The organism is Almyronema sp. (assembly GCF_052168255.1).
GTDB lineage: Bacteria > Cyanobacteriota > Cyanobacteriia > Phormidesmidales > Phormidesmidaceae > Sphaerothrix > Sphaerothrix epifaneia.
In genome coordinates this window covers 1707-20212 of the sequence record NZ_JBQLZL010000032.1, presented here as the reverse complement: position 1 = coordinate 20212, position 18506 = coordinate 1707, and the positions used below count along the sequence as shown (strand labels likewise).

Here is an 18506-nt window from a genome sequence, read left to right as displayed (position 1 = left end):
CCGGTAGCCGCTCTCATCTAAATCGTTCGGTTAGCCCCCCTTAGCGGCCAATCGCCTTCACCATAAAAATGCCGCCAAAGTACAAAAACAAAACCGCGCCAGCCAGCAAACTTTGGGTAATGGGATCAGTAGAAGGCGTTAGCACCGCCCCCAAAACGGCAGCCCCCAGCAAAACGTAGCGCCAGCCCTGCAGCATCACTTTAGAAGAGACAATCCCCAGCAAACCCAAAAGCAGTTGAATAACTGGAATTTGAAAGGCTAAGCCCGTACTAAACAGCAGTAACAGCACAAATTCAAAATAGCGATCGATCGACCAAAGCTGCTCAACAACCCCTTCCCCGTAGTTAATAAAAAAGTTGAGTGCGGCTGGAATTAAGGCCACGTAGGCAAATCCCAATCCCACCGCAAACAAAATGCTAGACCCTAAAACAATCGGCCCAATCAGTCGCCGTTCGCGGCGGGTGAGTCCCGGCAAAACAAACTGAATGATTTGGTAGAGAATAAACGGACTCGCCAGCAACAAACCGCTGTATCCGGCTACTTTAATCGACACAAAAAAGTATTCACCGGGCGAAAGCTGGAGAAATTTGGCACCTTGGGCGGGAATTTCTAACAGCTCTACAATGCGATTAACAAAAATAAAGCAAACCACAACCGCCACAATTACAGCAATCAGCGCGTAAAAGATCCGCAGTCGCAGTTCTTCTAAATGATCGAAGAGAGACATCTCCAGATCATCTGGCAGTTCGTCTAAAAAATCCTCTTGCTCGGTGTCCTCAGCCTTACTGGGCTTGAGATCAGCCGACTTGTCTGCTGTCTCTAGATTTGAGGGAGGCGTCATGGCAAATGCGGACTTCCTTTACAAAACGGTAACTGCTCCATATTGTATCGAGATGCGTTTCTGGAATGCAGGCAGCTAGCTTGAGTCCGTGCCATTCTGTTAACTTTCATCAGGGTGTTGCGTTGCCTGCGGAATTGGGGGTAAAGGTTACGGTTTGCACCTGACCGGGGCTACCCACTGGTACCGCCTCTTCACCATTAGCGGAAAGCGCAACGGCTCCAGCATTTCCGGCTGTGATGGTAATTTCTTCTTGGCCTTCCCAGGTTTCCTGGCTGCCTGCCGTCAACAAGCCTTCAAACTGCGACTGGCCATCGACAATGACGCGCATCCAAGAGTCGCCAGTCAAGTTGACGCTGACACTCACTGGGGCAGTAGAAGCAGGCGTTTCGGGTGCAGCCGGGGTGGCAGGCTCTGGGGTTGCCACTGGATCGGGAGCAGCAGTGTCTTCAGGCGCAGGTTCTGTGGTGGCTTCAGGCGCGGGATCTGGGGCATCTGCGGCTGGCTGTAACAGACGCGGTAAAGCCACTACCGCTCCGATAATGACAATGACAAACGCCGCGATCGCCAGTAATGGCCCTGCTGGGGTCGATTCTGAGCGCCGTTGAGCCGGGGGCGCGGGCGTTAAAGTCGCCGTCGCGGCTGGCTCAGGGGGCAAAGGTTTGGCCACAAAAGCGGCTGGAGCCGTTGCGGTGGAATGAGCCATGGCCGTTTTGACTGAAAAGTTATCGGCTAAGGCCATGCCATCTAAACCCAAAGCATCGCCATAGCGACGAATAAACCCATGAATGAACACAGGTTCAGGCAACGGATCGGCATCGGCTTCTTCGATCGCCCGTAGCAGAGAAGGCCGAATAAAGATACGCGTTGCAATTTCCTCCAGCGACTGCGACAGCTCTTGTCGAACTTGGCGCAGGTAAATACCAACTTCTTGCAGTTGCTCTAGCTGATCTGAATCTAAATTAGCCACGCCAGTACATCCCAACTCTTCAAGCACAATCTCTGGGTTTAGTGCTTATCTTACTGGATGGACTCAGGATTATGAAGTCTGTTCACCCGCTAGGGGTAACCCTGATGGTTGCCAAAACCCCGTTTGGGCTGGCCTTATTTCAGTTCCGGCAGGGGAGCCAGCGTTTTTTTAGCATGACTTTGCAGCAGTTGAGCGATCGCTGGACTGTAAAGCTGTAAATAGTTCCAATAGCCGCCAAACACCGAGTCTACGTAGCCACGGGTTTCGGGAAAAGGAATGCGCTCAACAAATTCGTCGAGGTCAGCAAAGTTGTTGCGGCTAATCCAGTCGGCTACGTTACCGGGGCCAGCATTGTAGCTAGCGACGGCAAACAGTGAATTGTCGCCATATTCTGAATGGGTATAGTCGAGATACCAGGTTCCTAGTTTGACGTTGTCAGAAGGGGCTTCTAGGTTGATATTGTCAAACCCGGTTTGGGCTTGAATCCAATCTGCCGTGTCGGGCATTACCTGCATTAGCCCAACCGCACCCACGTAAGAGCGAATTTGGGGTTCAAAGCGAGATTCTTGGCGGATGAGCGCGGTGACTAACAAAGGATTAAGCTGCTGCTGACTGGCCCAGGCTTCAATAATTTCGGCAAACGGAAACGGATAAAGGGCGTGGCGATAAGCATCCTGCTGCTTGAGCTGAGTGTACTGCGATTTTTCGGCGGGGCGATCGCGCCAAGCCAAACTCGACACCATAAAAATGCCATCAAGGTTATCGCCCACCCCAAGACGCATCAAACCGTCGGTAAATTGCTCGGTCACGGAGGGGTCTTGCAGATTGGTAAACTCGCTTTGCCACAAACTCCAGGCATCTTGGTCTTGCCCAAGCTGGTATAACTCCTGCAACTGGGGCGATCCGGCTGGCAAAAGCGATCGCTGCGCCGGTTGGGTAATTTCGGGGGTCTGCGATCGCACCGTTTGAAAGTCTCCCACAGGCCACCCCAAGCTCACCGCTGCCCGCCACGCATAGTAAGACTCTGGATAGCGCTGCACCGTTTGTTCAAAGGCCAACTGGGCTGCTGCCGACTGCCCTAAGCGCTGTGCCCATTTGCCCGCCCAAAAAGCGGCTTTGCTGGCGAGTTCGCTCTCGGCGTTCTCAGCTAGTAACTGGCGTGCCCAGGTATAGGCCGCAGCTAAATCTTGCTGGGCAGCAGCGTTTTCGGCATATTGCCAGCGCAGTTCTGCGGCGGCTTCCGAGTTGCTATACTGCGTCAGCACAGACTGACGCGCTTGGGCGGCTGAATCAGGGCTATCGAGCGATTCTAGATCTCTAGCCCGCAGCATCAGGGCTTCTGCCGCATAGTCCGGAAAATTAGCAATGACGCGATCGATCACTGGAAGGGCTTGAGCTTGGGGCAGCAAATTCGCTAGCTTGATCAGCCCTTCAGCGGTTTCAGGCGCGGTGGGAAACTGAGCGGCCAACTGCTGATAGGCGGCGATCGCCGCTGTTTTTTGCTCCCCTAACTGCAAACCACGCGCTGTGCGATAAAGATTACGCGGGCTAGCCGGGGCTTGGGCATAGGCTGATCCGGCTTTGCCATAGCGCTGAATCTCCCAGTAGCCAAAGCCAATCGTTTGCCAATCTGCTGGCTGCAACTGACTGCCATACTCCGCCACCAGGCGATCGAGGTAGGTTTCAATTTCGCTGAGATATAGCCCATGTTGGGCAATTTGTAGCAGCAGCGCCAGCGTCTGGTCGCCGCTGGATTGATCGGCCAACCGCTGCCGCGCAATTTCGACGCTCCGGGGATGAGCCGGAAACTTTGCTAGAGCCTGATCCCAATACCGAGCCTCTGTTTTGCCCAACTGAAACAGGGCTTCAGCGATCGCTGGCTGATCGCCATAGCGCTCAACCGCTTGCTGCCAAGTTTGCTCAGCCGCCGCCGTCTGGCCTGCCGCCGCCTGAGCCTGCCCCTGCTTTACCCAAACATAAGGAGCCAAGGTGGGATATTCGTCTGCTAACCCGGTTAGCAATTCAATCGCGGTACCGCCTCGCCCCTGATTAATCAAATCAGTCGCCAGCAAATAGCGTGCTCTAGCCTGCTCTAGGCTAGATGAGTCGCTTTGGGCGATCGCCATTAGCTGGGTTGCTCGGGTTGCCGCTGGCTGGCTGACCAGCTTTAGCACTTGTGAGTTTGATTCTGGGGAGGTGCGCTCTGCTAGCGGCGCTTCAAGCTGGCCGGAGCGGTTAAACCAACCCCACCCACCAATGAGAGCCGCTAGCCCCACAAACAGACTGAGAGAAAGGGTACTGACGCCCACTAAGGCCAGTAGGGGCATGTTTTGCTTCAGGTGCTTGAGCATGATTTTTCCTTGGCGGCGAGTCGAGCAGATTGGGTCTGGACTTTAGTGCAGTTGTAGCAAAAAAATAGCAGCGCGATCGCGCCGAAGACACCAGCCTGTCTTTGAAGGAATTGCAGTAGACTAGTCTAGCTGGGAGATGCTGTAAGCTGGTCAATCTCGCTAGCATTAGGCAAGGCGAACCTACGTTACTTCGAAATCGCGAATGGACTTTCAAGCATCAAATAAATCCTGTCTAGACTGGAGCGGTGACTGTTTAGTTATCGGTTTAACAGAAGAAGACTTACCCCTTAAAGCCCCCTTTTCAGCTTTAGACGAAACCTTAGACGGTCTGTTGCAGGCGCTCATTGATGAGTCTGAGTTTGAAGCCAAAACGGGCAGCAGCGCTACAATTCGCGTCGGTCAAGCGGGGCCATTTCGCAAGTTAGGGCTAGTCGGCTTGGGCAGTGCCGCCGCCTTGAACCCAGAAGTGCTTCGCAAGGCAGCAGCGGCAGCGGCTCGTTTGGCTAACCAAGAAAAATGTGCAGTCGTCGGTTTTCAGTTTGTCACGGCTGCTGTGGCACCCGAAATAGCAGCGCAGGCTATCACAGAAGGAGCCATTCTAGCGCTTCATCAAGATAAGCGATTTAAGTCAGAGAACAAAGACAAATCAGCCGTCAAGGTGGATACCGTTCACCTGCTAGAGATGGCCGACCAAAACAGCGCGATCGAAACAGCACAGGCAGTTTGTAGCGGTGTGATCTTGGCGCGTGAACTGGTATCGGCTCCGCCGAATGTGGTGACCCCTGCTTACCTGGCAGAAACCGCTGCTGAAATTGCCCAAGCTCACGACTTACAGCTAGAAGTGCTGGAGCAAGCCGAATGTGAGGCGCAAGGGATGGGTGCTTTTTTGGGCGTTGCTCAGGCTTCTGACTTGCCGCCCAAGTTTATCCATTTAACCTACAAACCCACGGGTACTCCTCGCCGGAAGCTTGCCATTATTGGTAAAGGGCTGACGTTTGACTCGGGTGGCCTCAACATTAAAGGGGCAGGTAGCGGGATTGAAATGATGAAAATGGATATGGGAGGAGCCGCCGCCACGCTGGGAGCCGCCAAGGCGATCGCCCAAATTCAGCCCGACGTTGAGGTGCATTTTATTAGCGCCGCCACCGAAAATATGATTAGCGGTCGTGCTTTGCATCCCGGCGATATTTTGACCGCCTCTAATGGTAAAACCATTGAAGTCAATAACACCGATGCTGAAGGCCGTTTAACGCTGGCGGATGCCCTCGTTTTTGCCGAGAAGCTGGGTGTCGATGCCATGATTGACCTTGCCACCCTCACGGGTGCTTGCTTGATTGCCCTAGGGGATGATATTGCCGGGTTATGGAGTCCCGACACAGCGTTAGCTGAGAGTATTGTGCAGGCGGCAGAAACGGCTGGGGAAAAGCTCTGGCAAATGCCGCTAGAAGAAAAATACTTTGACGGCATGAAATCAGTCGTTGCCGACATGAAAAATACCGGGCCGCGTCCGGGTGGAGCGATTACAGCGGCTTTGTTTTTGCAACAGTTCGTCAAAGAAACCGCTTGGGCGCACCTCGACATCGCTGGCCCGGTTTGGACGGAAAAAGAAAGCGGCTACAATAACCCAGGCGGGACAGGCTATGGGGTCAGAACGCTGGTGCAGTGGGCGATCGCCTAGTTTGGTTGTCGGCTGCTAGTCAAAACTCCGCCCTCTATAAACGGGTTGCTATAGACGGAGAGCATCCCGATGATGTCGTATGATCGGTGGAGAGAAGCGAGTGTAGTGGCTGTAGGAGCAATCTTTCTCAGCCAGCTTTCGGCTAACTTAAAGACCTTCCCGGCTAAACCTTTACAAAAGATTAGATAGACTGAGTACAAACATTCGCTGATGGATTCTTGTTAATACTCTAATACCCTGTTGTGACTATGATTTCGGTACCTTCGGTGGCACCCCAAGCGGCTTCTTCCTCTCCGACCATTGCCCCAGAACGATCTCGCCAAGTCACCCGCAAGCCTTATCCCAATTACAAAATTATTGTGCTAAATGACGACTTCAACACATTTCAGCACGTTGCTGAATGCTTGATGAAGTATATTCCCAATATGTCGAGCGATCGCGCTTGGGAGCTAACCCATCAGATTCATGATGAGGGTCAAGCGATTGTTTGGATTGGCCCATTAGAGCAGGCGGAACTGTATCACAGCCAGTTGAGTCGAGCTGGTTTGACGATGGCTCCTTTAGAGCGGGCTTAGTTTACTGTTGTTACCAGCGGAGTTTTTATGGGGAAGTCGTCTGAAGGCAGGTTAGTCTGGAATCATTCCACGCATATTCCCAAACTGATTCCGGTCTTAGAGAAGCTGCTGGCTTCAGGCAACATCCGCACGATTACCCCCGGTGAAATTAAAACAACGCGATCGCATGTGCCCAAGCTCCAGATCAAAGTGTCGGTACCCATTCGAGGCGGCTATAAACTAATTGCCCGCAAAGCGAAAGCCGTGCAGGAAGTTTTTGTGCTGACAACTCTAGATCAAATCAGCTTAGAAGCTGCGATCGCCCAGGTATTAGATGCTAGCCGTCCATGAAGCCGGATTCAGGCTGGTACCGAGAGGGAAAAGCCTTCTTCAACATTGATCGTGCCTTTTATCGACCTCACAGTCAGGTGGGGCGAGACTTGGCTATTTTAGCCGCAGCCCTCTATAGAGTGCGGCATGGCCAACTTCGGGTTCTAGATGCCATGACGGGCTGCGGCGTGCGGGCTTTGCGCTATCAGCTAGAGGCAGAAGCTGACTGGGTTTGGGCTAACGAAGGCAACCCAGAGGTACAAGCCACCCTGGCCAAAAATTTGGCTTTGGGGATGCGTCCTCGCTCTTACCGCATTACCCAGCAAGATGCCAACCAAATTTTCTTTAGCTGCTACCAGCAGCGAGACTTCTACGATCTAGTTGATATTGATAGCTTTGGCAGCCCTACCCCGTTTTTGCAAACGGCTTTGTGGGCGACTAAAATCGGCGGCTTACTTTACCTCACCAGTACCGACACCCGCACCACAGGCGGCCACAATGTAGAAAAAAGCTTGCAAGTTTATGGCGCTTGCGCCCGCGCTCATCCGGCTGTGCATGAACAGGGCTTGCGCCTATTAATTGGCACAGCGCTGCAGCAGGCCGGGACTAAGGGCATGCAGGTGCAGCCAATTTTTTCTTTATTTAACGGGTCGGTGCATCGAGTCATGTTACGCCTGGTAATGGATCAGCCCTGGCTACCTGAAAATTACGGGTTTTTGGGCTACTGTCACGATTGCGGCCACTATCAAACAGTTTCTTGGCGCAAGCTAGGCGATGTCCGCTGTCCGGCTTGTGTTTCGTCTACGCCAGCAAAGCCCATGACGCTAAGCGGCCCGCTATGGCTCGGCCCCCTGCACGATATCGATTTTCTGGGTCAAATGATCCGTCTAGCCAAAGATTGGCAGTGGTCGCGTCGGGTTAAGCTGCTCAAAATTATGGAAGCAGAAGCGAACCTACCGCCCTATTATTTTACGCTGGGTGAAATTGGTCGCCACGGCAAGCTGGATATTCCGCGCCGCGATCGCTTAATTCAATTGCTCCGCGATCGCGGTTATCAAGCCGCCCTAACGCATTTAGATTTTCAAGCGGTTAAAACTGATGCTTCCATTGCTACCTGTATTGAGCTAGCCAAACAGGAATCGACTAACCCCTAATCTAGACCGTTTGGAGATTGAGATCCGGCGGGCTGCGTAAATGGCTTTCAGCTTGAAAGTTGCCCAAATTTTTGCCTTAAAGACCCTGTTGCCCCTTAATATCTCAGCGTTTGGGGTAGGGCCTGAAGCAAGGCAAATGATCTCTCCCAAGCGGCTATAGCCGTAATACCAATTCTGCAAAAGAAAGGTACAGATGAGACTGACGAAACGTATGCAGAGCCAAGACTGTTCAATTCAAAATCGAAAATCCAAAATCGAGAATTGATATAACTTTACAAACAGAAAAATTTGTCAGCTAAAGTCTACCCCTCGCTATAGTTTCTTAACCCCTATCACCAGGAGATAAGCATTTAGGCTTATCCTGAGAAGGAGGGCAAGAGGTTAAGCCTTGGTTAAAATATAAAGCTTGGCTTACATCGACCTCAGCACAATCATGTCTTATTCCTTAACTCAGAAAGAATCTTTGCCAGACGGCATCAAACGAATTGGCCGAGAGCAGCTAGACAAGGCGATCGCCCAGCTTGAAAATCAAACTGCCGACAATCAAGAAGAATCTATTCATGCCGCTCGCAAGCGGTTTAAGCAGATTCGAGCCGTTGTCCGTTTGGTTCGCAGTGAACTGGGAGAAACCATTTATCACCAAGAAAATAGCTGCTTTCGAGACGCTGGCCGTCAGCTTTCAGAAGTGCGAGACGCCCAGGTGCGGATCAATACCCTAGAAGCGCTAGCGCAGCATTTTGCTGATACGCTGGATGCCGAAGCGTTTGATTCAATTCGCCAAGCCCTAGACGCTTACAGCGAAGCCACCCAGCACTACATTATTAACGAAGAAAATGCCGTCACCGCTGTGCTGCCAGATCTAAAGACAGCCCGCGATCGCATGGCGAGCTGGCCTCTAAAGCATCACAACTGGTCTGCTTTAGCGCCCAACCTGCACAAAACTTACAAGCGGGGTCGCAAAGCCTTTCAGACTGCTTACAAAGACAACACCCCTGAAAACATGCACGAGTGGCGCAAGCGGGTTAAATATTTATGGTATGACCTGCGCCTGCTCAAACCGCTGTGGCCTGAAATGATGACTGCTTGGGCGGCAGAAGCGAGTATTCTGGCCGACTATCTTGGCGATGATCATGACCTGGCCATGCTGCGGCAATTTCTCCTCAGCCAGCCTAAACGGCTAAAAGGCAACGAACACCTAGAAGTTTTGATCACTTTAATCGATCATCGGCAGGCCGAGCTGCAAACGGCTGCTCACTTTTTAGGCCAGCGCCTGTACGCGGAAAAGCCCAAGCACTTCATCCGTCGGCTCAAGGCATACTGGCAAACCTGGCAAAGCAAAGCCCATCAATCTCCCCAAAAGCGTCTGGATAAATCCGCTTTGCTGAAAAGTTTGGCGACTGTTTAGGCTGGCACTGCCTAGCTAATGCTGCCTGAGAAAACGGCTGGCTGCGTCGTTGCTCAGGGGTTTAGCAAAGAAAAAACCCTGGCCATATTCGCAGCCTAGCTGCTGGAGGTGCGAAAGTTGGGCAGCAGTTTCAATCCCCTCAGCGATGACGTTCATGCCTAAGGTATGGCCTAAGTTGTTAATGGCTTGAACAATTTCGGAATTTTTGTCAGCTTGATCGATGCGGTTGATAAAAGAGCGATCGATTTTGAGACTGTCTACCGGGAGCTGTTGCAGATAGCTGAGAGAGGAATAGCCCGTACCAAAGTCATCAATGCTGATTTGAATTTGGCGCGATCGCAGTTCGCGAATGAGGGTAATGGCGCTTTCAGGATTGTCCATAATAGCGCTTTCGGTAATTTCCAGCTTGAGCTGATCGGGATCCAGCCCCGTTTCGGCTAGAACCTGGTCAATTTCTTCTAGCAACAGTGGATGGGCAAACTGCCGCACGGAGAGGTTGGCACTTAGTTTAAGGGTATTCCAGCCTTGCTGCTGCCAGCGCTGGAGTTGCTGGCAAGCCTGACGTAAAATTTGCCTGCCAGCCGGAACAATCAGGCCAGTTTCTTCTAAGCAGGGAATAAACTCATTAGGAGCCACCAAGCCGCGAGTAGGATGCTGCCAGCGCACCAGGGCTTCAAAGCCCCAAACCGCCTGACTGGCTAAGTGGATGATGGGCTGATAGTAAACGCAGAATTCTTCTCGATCTAACGCCCGCTGCAAATCATTTTCTAGCGTTAACCGCTGCACCGTCGAGCGCCGCATCACCTGGTCAAAAATTTGGTGACACCCCTTTCCTTTGGCTTTGGCTTTGTACATGGCTGTATCAGCGTCTCGCAAAATATCTTGAGGTCGCTGATAGTCTGGGCTACTGACGGCTACGCCGATACAAGCTGTGACAAACATGTCATATTCGCCAATTAAAAAGGGGGCGCTAAAAGCACTTAGGCAATGGAGAGCCAGCGATTCGGCGGCGGCTGGGCAGGGTAGCGCCGGACGCAAAATACAAAATTCGTCTTCACCGACGCGGGCTAACAAATCGGTGGGTAACAGACAACTGCGCAGGCGATCGCGAATTGCCACCAGCAAGCGATCGCCAACTTCATGCCCTAGCGAACTGTTGATCAGCTTAAACTGATCGCAGTCTAAATAAAGCAGCGCAAATTGTGAGCATACGCCTTGCTGGCAGTCTAAAATCGCTTGCTGAATATGCTGCAACAAAAAGGAGCGACTGGGTAAATGAGTTAGCTCATCGTAGAGGATGCGCTGCTGGAGCTGTTGCGTGCGTTGTTCGACCTGTTCTTCTAGAGCCGCGTTAAAGTGTGTTAGTTCCAGATTAACCTGGCGCAGTTGCGCTTCAATCTGCTTGCGTTCGGTAATGTCGAGTACGGTGCCCACTAGAGCAACGCGCTGCCCTTCGCGGTTAACAATAATTTCTCCTCGCGCATTGAGATAGGTCAGGCGACCATCAGGCCGATGGAGACGAAATTCTGCCTCAAAGTTTTGCTGCTGCTCGATCGCCTGCTCGACAACCCGACTGTGGCGATCGCGATCGTCTGGGTGTATGTATTGTATTAGCTCTTCATAAGTGGGAGGCCCAAGCTGAAGCGATCGGCCAAAAATGCGAAAAACTTCTTGTGTCCAGGTAATCTGCCAAGATTGCAAATCCAGTTCCCAACTGCCCAAACCTGCAATCCGCTGAGCCAAGCGCAAATGGGTTTCGCTTTTGCTCAGCTTTTCCTCAATCTGTTTTCTAGCCGTAATATCGCGCGATACTGCTAAAATTTCGGGCAAATCGCCAATTCGGCGGTCTGTAATTTGCTGCACAGTCGATTCTAGCCAGACCACTTGACCATCTTTGCGCATTGCCCGATACGTCACAATCCTGAGATTGGGCTGACTCAAGAGTTCTAAACGCGATCGCTCAAAAAGGTCTAAGTCGTCAGGATGCCAAAAGTCGCCGTAGCATTTGCCCAACAGCTCAGCAGGATGATACTGCAACAGGGTTTCACACGCGGGTGAAACATACACAATCGTGCCATCGGCAGCATGGCGAGAAATCATATCGGTTGCATTTTCGGCCAAAAACCGATACAAATACTCACTTTCGAGTAAAGCAGCCGTCCGGCGGGCTATTCGTTCTTCTAGCGCCTGATTAAGCTGCTGTAATTCAATTGCAGTCTGCTTCTGCTGAGTAATGTCTAAAATTAAGCCTTCAATAGCCAGAAATTCTCCAGTCTCAGCAAAGACGCCCTGCCCCTGTTCCCAAACCCATTTCTGCTCTCCTGAGGCATGGAAAATACGATAGGTGATTTGAAAAGCTGTTTGGTGCGCCAGGGCAGTTTCGACTTGCTGCTGAATAGTTGGCCAGTCTTCAGGGTGAATGCAATTGCGGTAGGGGATGCGTTGCTGCACAAAATCTTCAGCCGAATAGCCAGTTAGGGTTTTGATGCTTTGGCTGGCGAATTCTAAGCTCCAGCTAGCATCGTTTTGGCAGCGATAAACCACGCCGGGTAAGTTGCTAATCAGGGTAGATAACTGGCGATCGCGCTCTTGTAGCGCCAGTTCGGTTTGTTTGCGATCGGTAATGTCGTCATCGGCAGCAATCACATGCCAGCCACCTAGATCTTCCTCCCAATAAGAAGTCAGACGGCTACGAATCCAGCGCCAGTGCCCGTCTTTGTGCAAAAAGCGGTATTCCATCAGTGACGGCTCACCCGCAATCAGTTTTGTTTGGCTGGGCTGAACCACTGTCTGCTGGTCTTCTGGGCAAATGCGCGACCACCAAATGTCTTGCATCATTTCAGCCGCGGTAAAGCCAAAAACCGATTCACACCCAGCAGAAAAGTAATTGTACTGCCAGGTATAGTCAGAAAATAGGTAAAAACTGGCGATCGCAATGTTGCTGCGGTTGAGAATACTGCCTAACGTCGTTTTAGCGTTTTGCCCGGTTGGTGTGGCTGAGGGCAAGCGGGGGCAAGCCACGCTAAGGTCTGTTAAAGGAAGCTGAGTATTGGCATAGACCTGCTGGGCAATGTCGCTGGCCAAAGACGGCCACTGAGGCTGGCTCGTGCCATCCCCCCCCTCACAGGCAGCTAGCAAAGTGCTAGGTGTTAACAAGCCCACAACCCGGTGGCTACTATCCACAACAGGTAAATAGGGTAGGTGCTGCTGTTGCATCAAATGGGCAACGGCAGAAACGTCAGATAGAGCCGCAAGCGGCAGCGTGATGTGAGTTGGGGTCATTTCAGCCGCAATGGGGCGATCGCAAAACGACTCTCCCGTGGCCCACAACCGCACCACATCTCGCTCGGTAAACACCCCCACCAATTGGGTGTCTTCTATTACCAAAACACAGCTCGCTCGCATGTGCTGGAAGCCGTCACTGCCTCCCGCCGAACCAGCGGTTTTTGCCGCCGCTTGCATCAGTGCGATCGCCTTTGCGATCGACGTATTGAACGAAACGGTGAGCGGATTAGGAATGATCGACTGTTGAATTTGAACAGAGGCCATAGCAGCTTAATCCTGCCAAATCACTGCGGCCAGGGAATACGCTATTCTTTACCATGCCCTCATTAGGCATGCTTGCCACAGCCGATTGGCTAGCGCTTCTAGGTCTACCGCTATTTGTAGACTCTATCCAGCTTATCCTAAGCTGCCAATGGCAGAGAAGCTTCCAGTAGAACCTTTTGGTAAAACTGCTGTAGCTGACCTGTTGCAGCGGCCCAGCCCCATTTTTCTGCTTCTAGACGAGCGCTGCGGCGCATCAGTTCTCGTTCGGTCTTGGCAGCAAACAGACGCTGAGTGGCCGTAATCGCCCCCTGTTCATCGGCAGGGTCAAACATAAAACCGTTGACGCCATTGGTAACAATATCGGGAATACCGCCTGAGTTAGCAGCCACCACCGGGCAACCCGCCGCCATCGCTTCCAGCAAGACCAGCCCTAGCGTTTCGGTGCGAGAAGGGAAGACAAATACATCGGCTGAGGCATAGGCCGCTGCTAAATCGGCACCTGCCAGATAGCCCACAAAATGGGTAGCCGTTCCGGCAAAATGCTTTTCTAACTCTTCGCGATAAGGCCCATCGCCCACCAGCGCTAAGCGTGCCCCTGGAATTGCCTCTAGAACAGGCTTGATGCGGTCAATTTCTTTTTCCGCCGAAAGCCGACCAATATACAGCAGAAGGGGGGCTTCAGGGTGGCCTTGGCTTAAGCGCGATCGCATTTCTGAGCTAGCCAACTCTGGCCTAAAAAGATCGGTATCAACCCCCCGCTGCCAAACCTCAACCCGCTCAATGCCATGCTCGCTTAGCTCACTTTGCATTGCCGTCGAAGTACAGAGGTTAATCACCGCCTGATTGTGCATTGCCTTCAGCAGCTCCCACAAAACCCCTTCAAACATACCGAGGCCGTAGTGCTCTAAATACTTCGGCAGGTGAGTGTGGTAAGAGGCCACTAAAGGAATATTCAAAACCTTGCTGTAGTAAATTCCGGATACGCCTAAAAACGCCGGATTAACCACATGAATCAAATCTGGCTTAAATTCTTCTAGGTAAGCGCGAATGAGGGGTCTAGGAAACGCCAGCTTCAGTTCTGGATACAGCGGCAAAGGAAATCCTGGAATACCACAAATGCGAGAACCTTTATATTCTCGCAGTCCCCCATCTGGGCAAAACACGACAACCTCATCACCTTGACGCTGCAGGTGTTCGACCGTGTGTTTTAAGCGAGTAACGATGCCATCAACCTTGGGTAAAAATGTTTCGGTAAAGAGAGCAATACGCATACGAGTTTCGAAACTGGGGGACAGACAGAGGTCGCTTAAGGGAACAGCAGAGCTTGAAATCAAGGGGTAGTGATTCAACAACCGCTACCCCTCATGACGCTATTTATTCCATTTAACTTTAGGCAGAATTTGTTTTTCGTCTACCCGAGTTTTGTACTTAACAGCAAAGTTAAGCAACGAGTCCAGCAGAGAATCAGAGAGATAGTGAGGTTCTAAGCCTAGGTCTTTGAGCTTGGTATTTTTGGCGTTGAAGTAGTGTTCTTCTAGCTCAACTCGAGGATTCTCTAAGTTGTTAACTTCAACGCTCAGCCCCATTGCATTGCCAGCTTTTTTCACCATCATGGCGAGGTCGGCAATGCTAAACATTTCGGTGAACTGATTGAAGACGCGGAATTCTCCCGGATTTGCCGGATTGTTAACCGCAATTTCAATGCAGCGAACCGTGTCACGAATATCGAGCAAACCACGCGTTTGGCCGCCTTTGCCATAAACCGTCAGCGGGTGCCCAATAGCAGCCTGAATGCAGAAGCGGTTGAGCGCTGTACCAAAGACGCCATCATAGTCAAGCCGATTGATCAGCAGTTCGTCCATGCCCGTTTCTTCGGTCAAGACGCCGTAGACAATGCCCTGATTAAGATCGGTAGCGCGTAGACCCCAGATTTTGCAGGCAAAGTGAATATTGTGAGAGTCGTGTACTTTGCTGAGGTGGTAGAAAGAACCGGGCTGCTTGGGATAAGGCAAGGTATCTTTGCGGCCATTGTGCTCAATGGTGATGTAGCCTTCTTCGATGTCGATGTTGGGGGTGCCATACTCGCCCATCGTTCCCAGCTTGACGAGGTGGCAGTTGGGGAAGTGCTCACGAATCACGTAAAGCAAATTGAGGGTGCCCACAACGTTGTTGACCTGGGTAAGCACAGCGTGTTCTCGGTCGATCATAGAAAATGGCGCAGAGCGCTGCTCGCCAAAGTGCACCACGGCCTCTGGCTCAAACTTGAGCATGGCGTCTTTGAGGAAGGTGTAGTTGTTGATATCACCGACAAACAGGTCGATTGACTTGCCTGTTAAATCTTGCCACCGTTGCAGTCGAGCCTGGATGGGCGCAATGGGGGTCAAGGTTTCGACGCATAGCTCCATATCCCAATGTCGCCGCACCAAGCTATCTAGAATGGCAACGTCATGACCTTGGTTAGAAAGGTAGAGCGCAGTTGCCCAACCGCAGTATCCATCACCGCCAATAACTAGGACTCTCATTTCACTCAAGCTTTAACTTTTATGCTGACACTCGCTCAATCTATCAGGTTTGGGGTACCTGTAGACCATTCCGTTTTTATTTGCTGAGGGTAAAGTTAAGTCAAGGTTAGGTTGATCGCTGGCTGGGGCTATTGCCGTAGCCGAAACACTAAGATTTGCGTTGGTAGCTGCGCTTCAAAGTTGTTGTCACTGATTAAGATTAAACTGCGATCGCCCCCTGATAAATCTGGCCCCAGGGTCATGCCTTCAAAATTATCCAGTGGTAAGTCGGCGCTAGCCAGGTTCAGCAGTAAGCGTTTTTGAATGGGCTGAATGGTGCTGACATCTCCTTTTAAGCTTTCGACGGTAGAAATGTCAGTGGCTCCTCCGGTTGAAAGCTGATAGAGCCGAATGTCAAAGCCTTTGAATCCGAGCGATCGCTCTAAGGCTAAAAAGTGCCCGCCTTGATCGAGCGTTAGCAGTTCGCTCAAACCTGTCAGCAGGGTTCCGGTGGGGCCAATATCGAGCGGATAAAGATGCTCTGAAATCAAGGTGGATTGGTCTTGACCAATGAGGTAGTGTAAAAAGCGATTTTTGGGGGCGATCGCAATATCGTCGTCTAAGTCTTGCTGTAGCGGCCCTTCTGTAGCCATAAACAGGCGAAACGGTTCTACCCAGGCAGTACTGCCTGGGACAGCATTAATCGTAAGCGACTCAAAGCTAAGGTTATTCTGTACGCCTTTTGTCTCCGCTTCATCCTCAGACGGTAGATAACGCTCAGGAATGCGAAAGCGAGTTTTAAGCTGGCCGCTGGCCAAGTCATATTCATCTAGCCGAGGAACATCAGCGGCATCTCCTTCGCTGACGATCAATAGGCTTTGACGAGGAGACAGTCCCATCCCCTCTGGGTCGAGTTGATTGGCCGGGTAAGGATTGCCCGCTTCGTCTTTCAACAAAGTCACTTGCTCAATGGTCACCGAGCCTAAATCGGCAGTCGGCTCAGTTGGCACCTCTAGCTTTAACGCGTAAAACCGAGGCGGTGCTAAGTTGCCGCGATCGTCGGAGAGAGCATAAAAGCGATCGCGCTGAACGTCGTAGGTAATCGCAGACAGTCCACCAACCGGAGTCCCTTCAAAGTCTTGCTGCGGCAACTCATAGCGGCCTAAATACTCTAAAGACAAATTGAGAAATAGCCGATCTTCAGCGCTGACCTGGGGAATAGCGCAGCTTGTCAGCCACAAGCTGCAAATCCCAGCCAGCAGGGTCGCAATTAAGCCAGCAAACCTACCCATAAAACCCAAAAGCTATCGAACAAATACCCTCATTCTGCCGCGTTTTTTAGCTACCTCCCTTATTCTCAAGCTGCAATCGCCAGGGCAAATTCTCCAAAACCTGCCAGCGCCGAGTTCCCAGCGCCCAGTCTGAGAACGCAAGCACTAGAACCCCAGAGGCTCTTATTCCCACTCAATGGTGCCAGGTGGCTTAGAGGTAATGTCATAGACCACCCGGTTGACGCCTTTGACTTCATTGACCATGCGGTTAGAGATCGTTTCTAACAGGTCATAGGGCACCCGCGACCAGTCGGCTGTCATGCCATCTTCACTGGCAATCAGCCGCAGCACCACCGGATGAGCGTAGGTGCGCTGATCGCCCATCACACCAACGCTACGAATGGGCAGTAATACGGCAAATGCCTGCCAAAAATCGTGATACATGCCCTGTTTTTGGATTTCATCACGAACGACAAAGTCGGCATCGCGCAGAATATTTAACCGTTCAGCCGTGACTTCGCCAATAATGCGAATGGCTAAACCTGGCCCCGGAAAAGGATGACGCCGCACAATTTCTTCCGGCAAACCAATAGAGCGCCCAACTTTGCGAACTTCGTCTTTAAATAGCTTACGCAGCGGCTCAACTAGCTTGAACTGCAAATCTTTAGGCAAACCGCCGACATTGTGGTGGCTCTTGATTTTAACTGCGACCCGCTCTCCCGTTTTAGGATCGACGTTGGTGTCTGCTGATTCAATCACGTCGGGATAAAGGGTTCCCTGAGCCAGGTAGTCGAAAGGGCCTAAGCGTCTAGATTCTTCTTCAAAAACGCGAATAAACTCATGGCCAATGCGTTTGCGCTTTTCTTCCGGATCGGTGACGCCAGCAATGCGTTCAATAAAGCGATCGCGAGCATTGACATAATGAACCGGAATGGCAAACTCATCTCGAAAAAGCTGCACCAAGCGCTCAGGCTCATACTTACGCATAAAGCCCTGGTCAATAAACATACAGGTGAGCTGGTCGCCAATTGCGCGGTGGAGCAAAAAGGCCAGCGTTGAAGAATCGACCCCACCGGAGAGCGCCAACAGCACCCGCTTCTCACCCACTTTGGCTTTGACTTCACGAATGGCTTCTTCAACAAAGGCTTCGGTCGTCCAGGTGGGTTCGCAGTCGCAAATGTGATAAACAAAATTACGGATTAAAGCAATGCCGTCTTGTGAATGCACCACTTCTGGGTGAAACTGCACCCCATAGAGCTTGCGGCCATGATCGGCGATCGCAGCACAAGGCGTATTGTCAGTATGGGCTAGCGTCTCAAACCCAGCAGGCATGGCAGCGACTGAATCCCCGTGGCTCATCCACATGGTTGAACCGTCTTCTACGTTGGTGAGCAAATCGGTTGGATCATCAATATGCAGCGAGGCTTTGCCATATTCGCCGCGTTCTGCCCGCTCAACTTGGCCACCGAGTTGCTGCACCATTAATTGCATGCCGTAGCAAACTCCCAAAACAGGAATGCCCAAGTCCCAAATTTCAGGGTCGCAGTGGGGAGCGCCAGCGTCATAAACTGAACTTGGCCCGCCAGAAAGAATAATGCCTTTAGGATTGAGCTGCCGTAGCTGCTCAGCCGTTGTGCGGTAAGAAAGCACCTCAGAATATACCTGAGTTTCGCGGATGCGACGGGCAATCAGCTCAGAGTATTGTGAGCCAAAATCTAGAATGATCAGCATCTGCCGATTAACGTCTCGCAGATTGGGAGCGACGGGAGGGGTTGCGCTTTCGGTTTGAAGGGTCACGGGCTTAGTCCTGTGGTAGAGGTGAACGAAATAACAATCAGTTAAGAGGTAAAAGCCGTCTTTAAGCCTGCTTGTTATCAAAGCTTTAGAGATGGGCTTTAGAGATGG

General features: G+C 51.6%; 13 protein-coding genes. 5 read left to right on the top strand and 8 right to left on the bottom strand.

What is annotated here, in order from left to right:
* Nucleotides 1-40: 40 nt before the first annotated feature.
* The 3 genes from tatC to ACTS3T_RS06705 all read right to left on the bottom strand — a co-directional run bounded on the left by tatC (nucleotide 41) and on the right by ACTS3T_RS06705 (nucleotide 4159).
* Nucleotides 41-841 carry a twin-arginine translocase subunit TatC gene (gene tatC, locus ACTS3T_RS06715; protein WP_377960268.1) on the bottom strand — a complete coding sequence of 267 codons (801 nt, stop codon included), beginning with the start codon at nucleotides 839-841 and terminating at the stop codon, nucleotides 41-43.
* Nucleotides 842-950: 109 nt separating this feature from the next.
* Nucleotides 951-1808 (bottom strand): helix-turn-helix domain-containing protein, encoded by an 858-nt coding sequence (locus ACTS3T_RS06710; protein WP_377960266.1) that lies wholly within the window; start codon nucleotides 1806-1808, stop codon nucleotides 951-953.
* Between the two features lie 134 nt (nucleotides 1809-1942).
* Nucleotides 1943-4159: a lytic transglycosylase domain-containing protein gene (locus ACTS3T_RS06705; protein ID WP_377960264.1), complete on the bottom strand. Its 2217-nt coding sequence runs from the start codon at nucleotides 4157-4159 to the stop codon at nucleotides 1943-1945.
* Between the two features lie 202 nt (nucleotides 4160-4361).
* On the opposite strand from ACTS3T_RS06705, the gene ACTS3T_RS06700 reads away from it, so the two are divergent.
* From ACTS3T_RS06700 to ACTS3T_RS06680, 5 genes are all read left to right on the top strand, one after another.
* Entirely contained in the window at nucleotides 4362-5837 is a 1476-nt protein-coding gene (locus tag ACTS3T_RS06700; RefSeq protein WP_377960262.1) for a leucyl aminopeptidase, read from the top strand.
* Between the two features lie 248 nt (nucleotides 5838-6085).
* A complete protein-coding gene (gene clpS, locus ACTS3T_RS06695; protein ID WP_377960296.1) occupies nucleotides 6086-6412 on the top strand; it encodes an ATP-dependent Clp protease adapter ClpS in 327 nt (108 codons plus the stop codon).
* A gap of 27 nt (nucleotides 6413-6439) precedes the next feature.
* Nucleotides 6440-6742, top strand: coding sequence for a DUF2103 domain-containing protein (locus ACTS3T_RS06690; protein ID WP_377960260.1), 303 nt, complete (start codon nucleotides 6440-6442; stop codon nucleotides 6740-6742).
* Complete coding sequence (locus ACTS3T_RS06685) at nucleotides 6739-7875, top strand: tRNA (guanine-N1)-methyltransferase (RefSeq protein WP_377960258.1); 1137 nt, start codon at nucleotides 6739-6741, stop codon at nucleotides 7873-7875. The genes ACTS3T_RS06690 and ACTS3T_RS06685 overlap by 4 nt, the downstream gene beginning before the upstream one ends.
* Before the next feature lie 433 nt (nucleotides 7876-8308).
* The gene (locus ACTS3T_RS06680; RefSeq protein ID WP_377960256.1) at nucleotides 8309-9280 is read left to right on the top strand and encodes a CHAD domain-containing protein; all 972 of its coding nucleotides are present in this window, start codon (nucleotides 8309-8311) and stop codon (nucleotides 9278-9280) included.
* Between the two features lie 15 nt (nucleotides 9281-9295).
* On the opposite strand, the gene ACTS3T_RS06675 is transcribed toward ACTS3T_RS06680, so the two are convergent.
* From ACTS3T_RS06675 to guaA, 5 genes are all read right to left on the bottom strand, one after another.
* Nucleotides 9296-12829, bottom strand: coding sequence for an EAL domain-containing protein (locus ACTS3T_RS06675; protein ID WP_377960254.1), 3534 nt, complete (start codon nucleotides 12827-12829; stop codon nucleotides 9296-9298).
* Between the two features lie 137 nt (nucleotides 12830-12966).
* Entirely contained in the window at nucleotides 12967-14100 is a 1134-nt protein-coding gene (locus tag ACTS3T_RS06670) for a glycosyltransferase (protein ID WP_377960252.1), read from the bottom strand.
* A 99-nt stretch (nucleotides 14101-14199) separates the two neighbouring features.
* A complete protein-coding gene (locus ACTS3T_RS06665; protein WP_377960250.1) occupies nucleotides 14200-15351 on the bottom strand; it encodes an NAD-dependent epimerase/dehydratase family protein in 1152 nt (383 codons plus the stop codon).
* Between the two features lie 128 nt (nucleotides 15352-15479).
* The gene (locus tag ACTS3T_RS06660) at nucleotides 15480-16622 is read right to left on the bottom strand and encodes an esterase-like activity of phytase family protein (RefSeq protein ID WP_377960248.1); all 1143 of its coding nucleotides are present in this window, start codon (nucleotides 16620-16622) and stop codon (nucleotides 15480-15482) included.
* 162 nt (nucleotides 16623-16784) lie between these two features.
* Nucleotides 16785-18398 (bottom strand): glutamine-hydrolyzing GMP synthase, encoded by a 1614-nt coding sequence (gene guaA / locus ACTS3T_RS06655; RefSeq protein WP_377960246.1) that lies wholly within the window; start codon nucleotides 18396-18398, stop codon nucleotides 16785-16787.
* Between the last annotated feature and the right edge of the window lie 108 nt (nucleotides 18399-18506).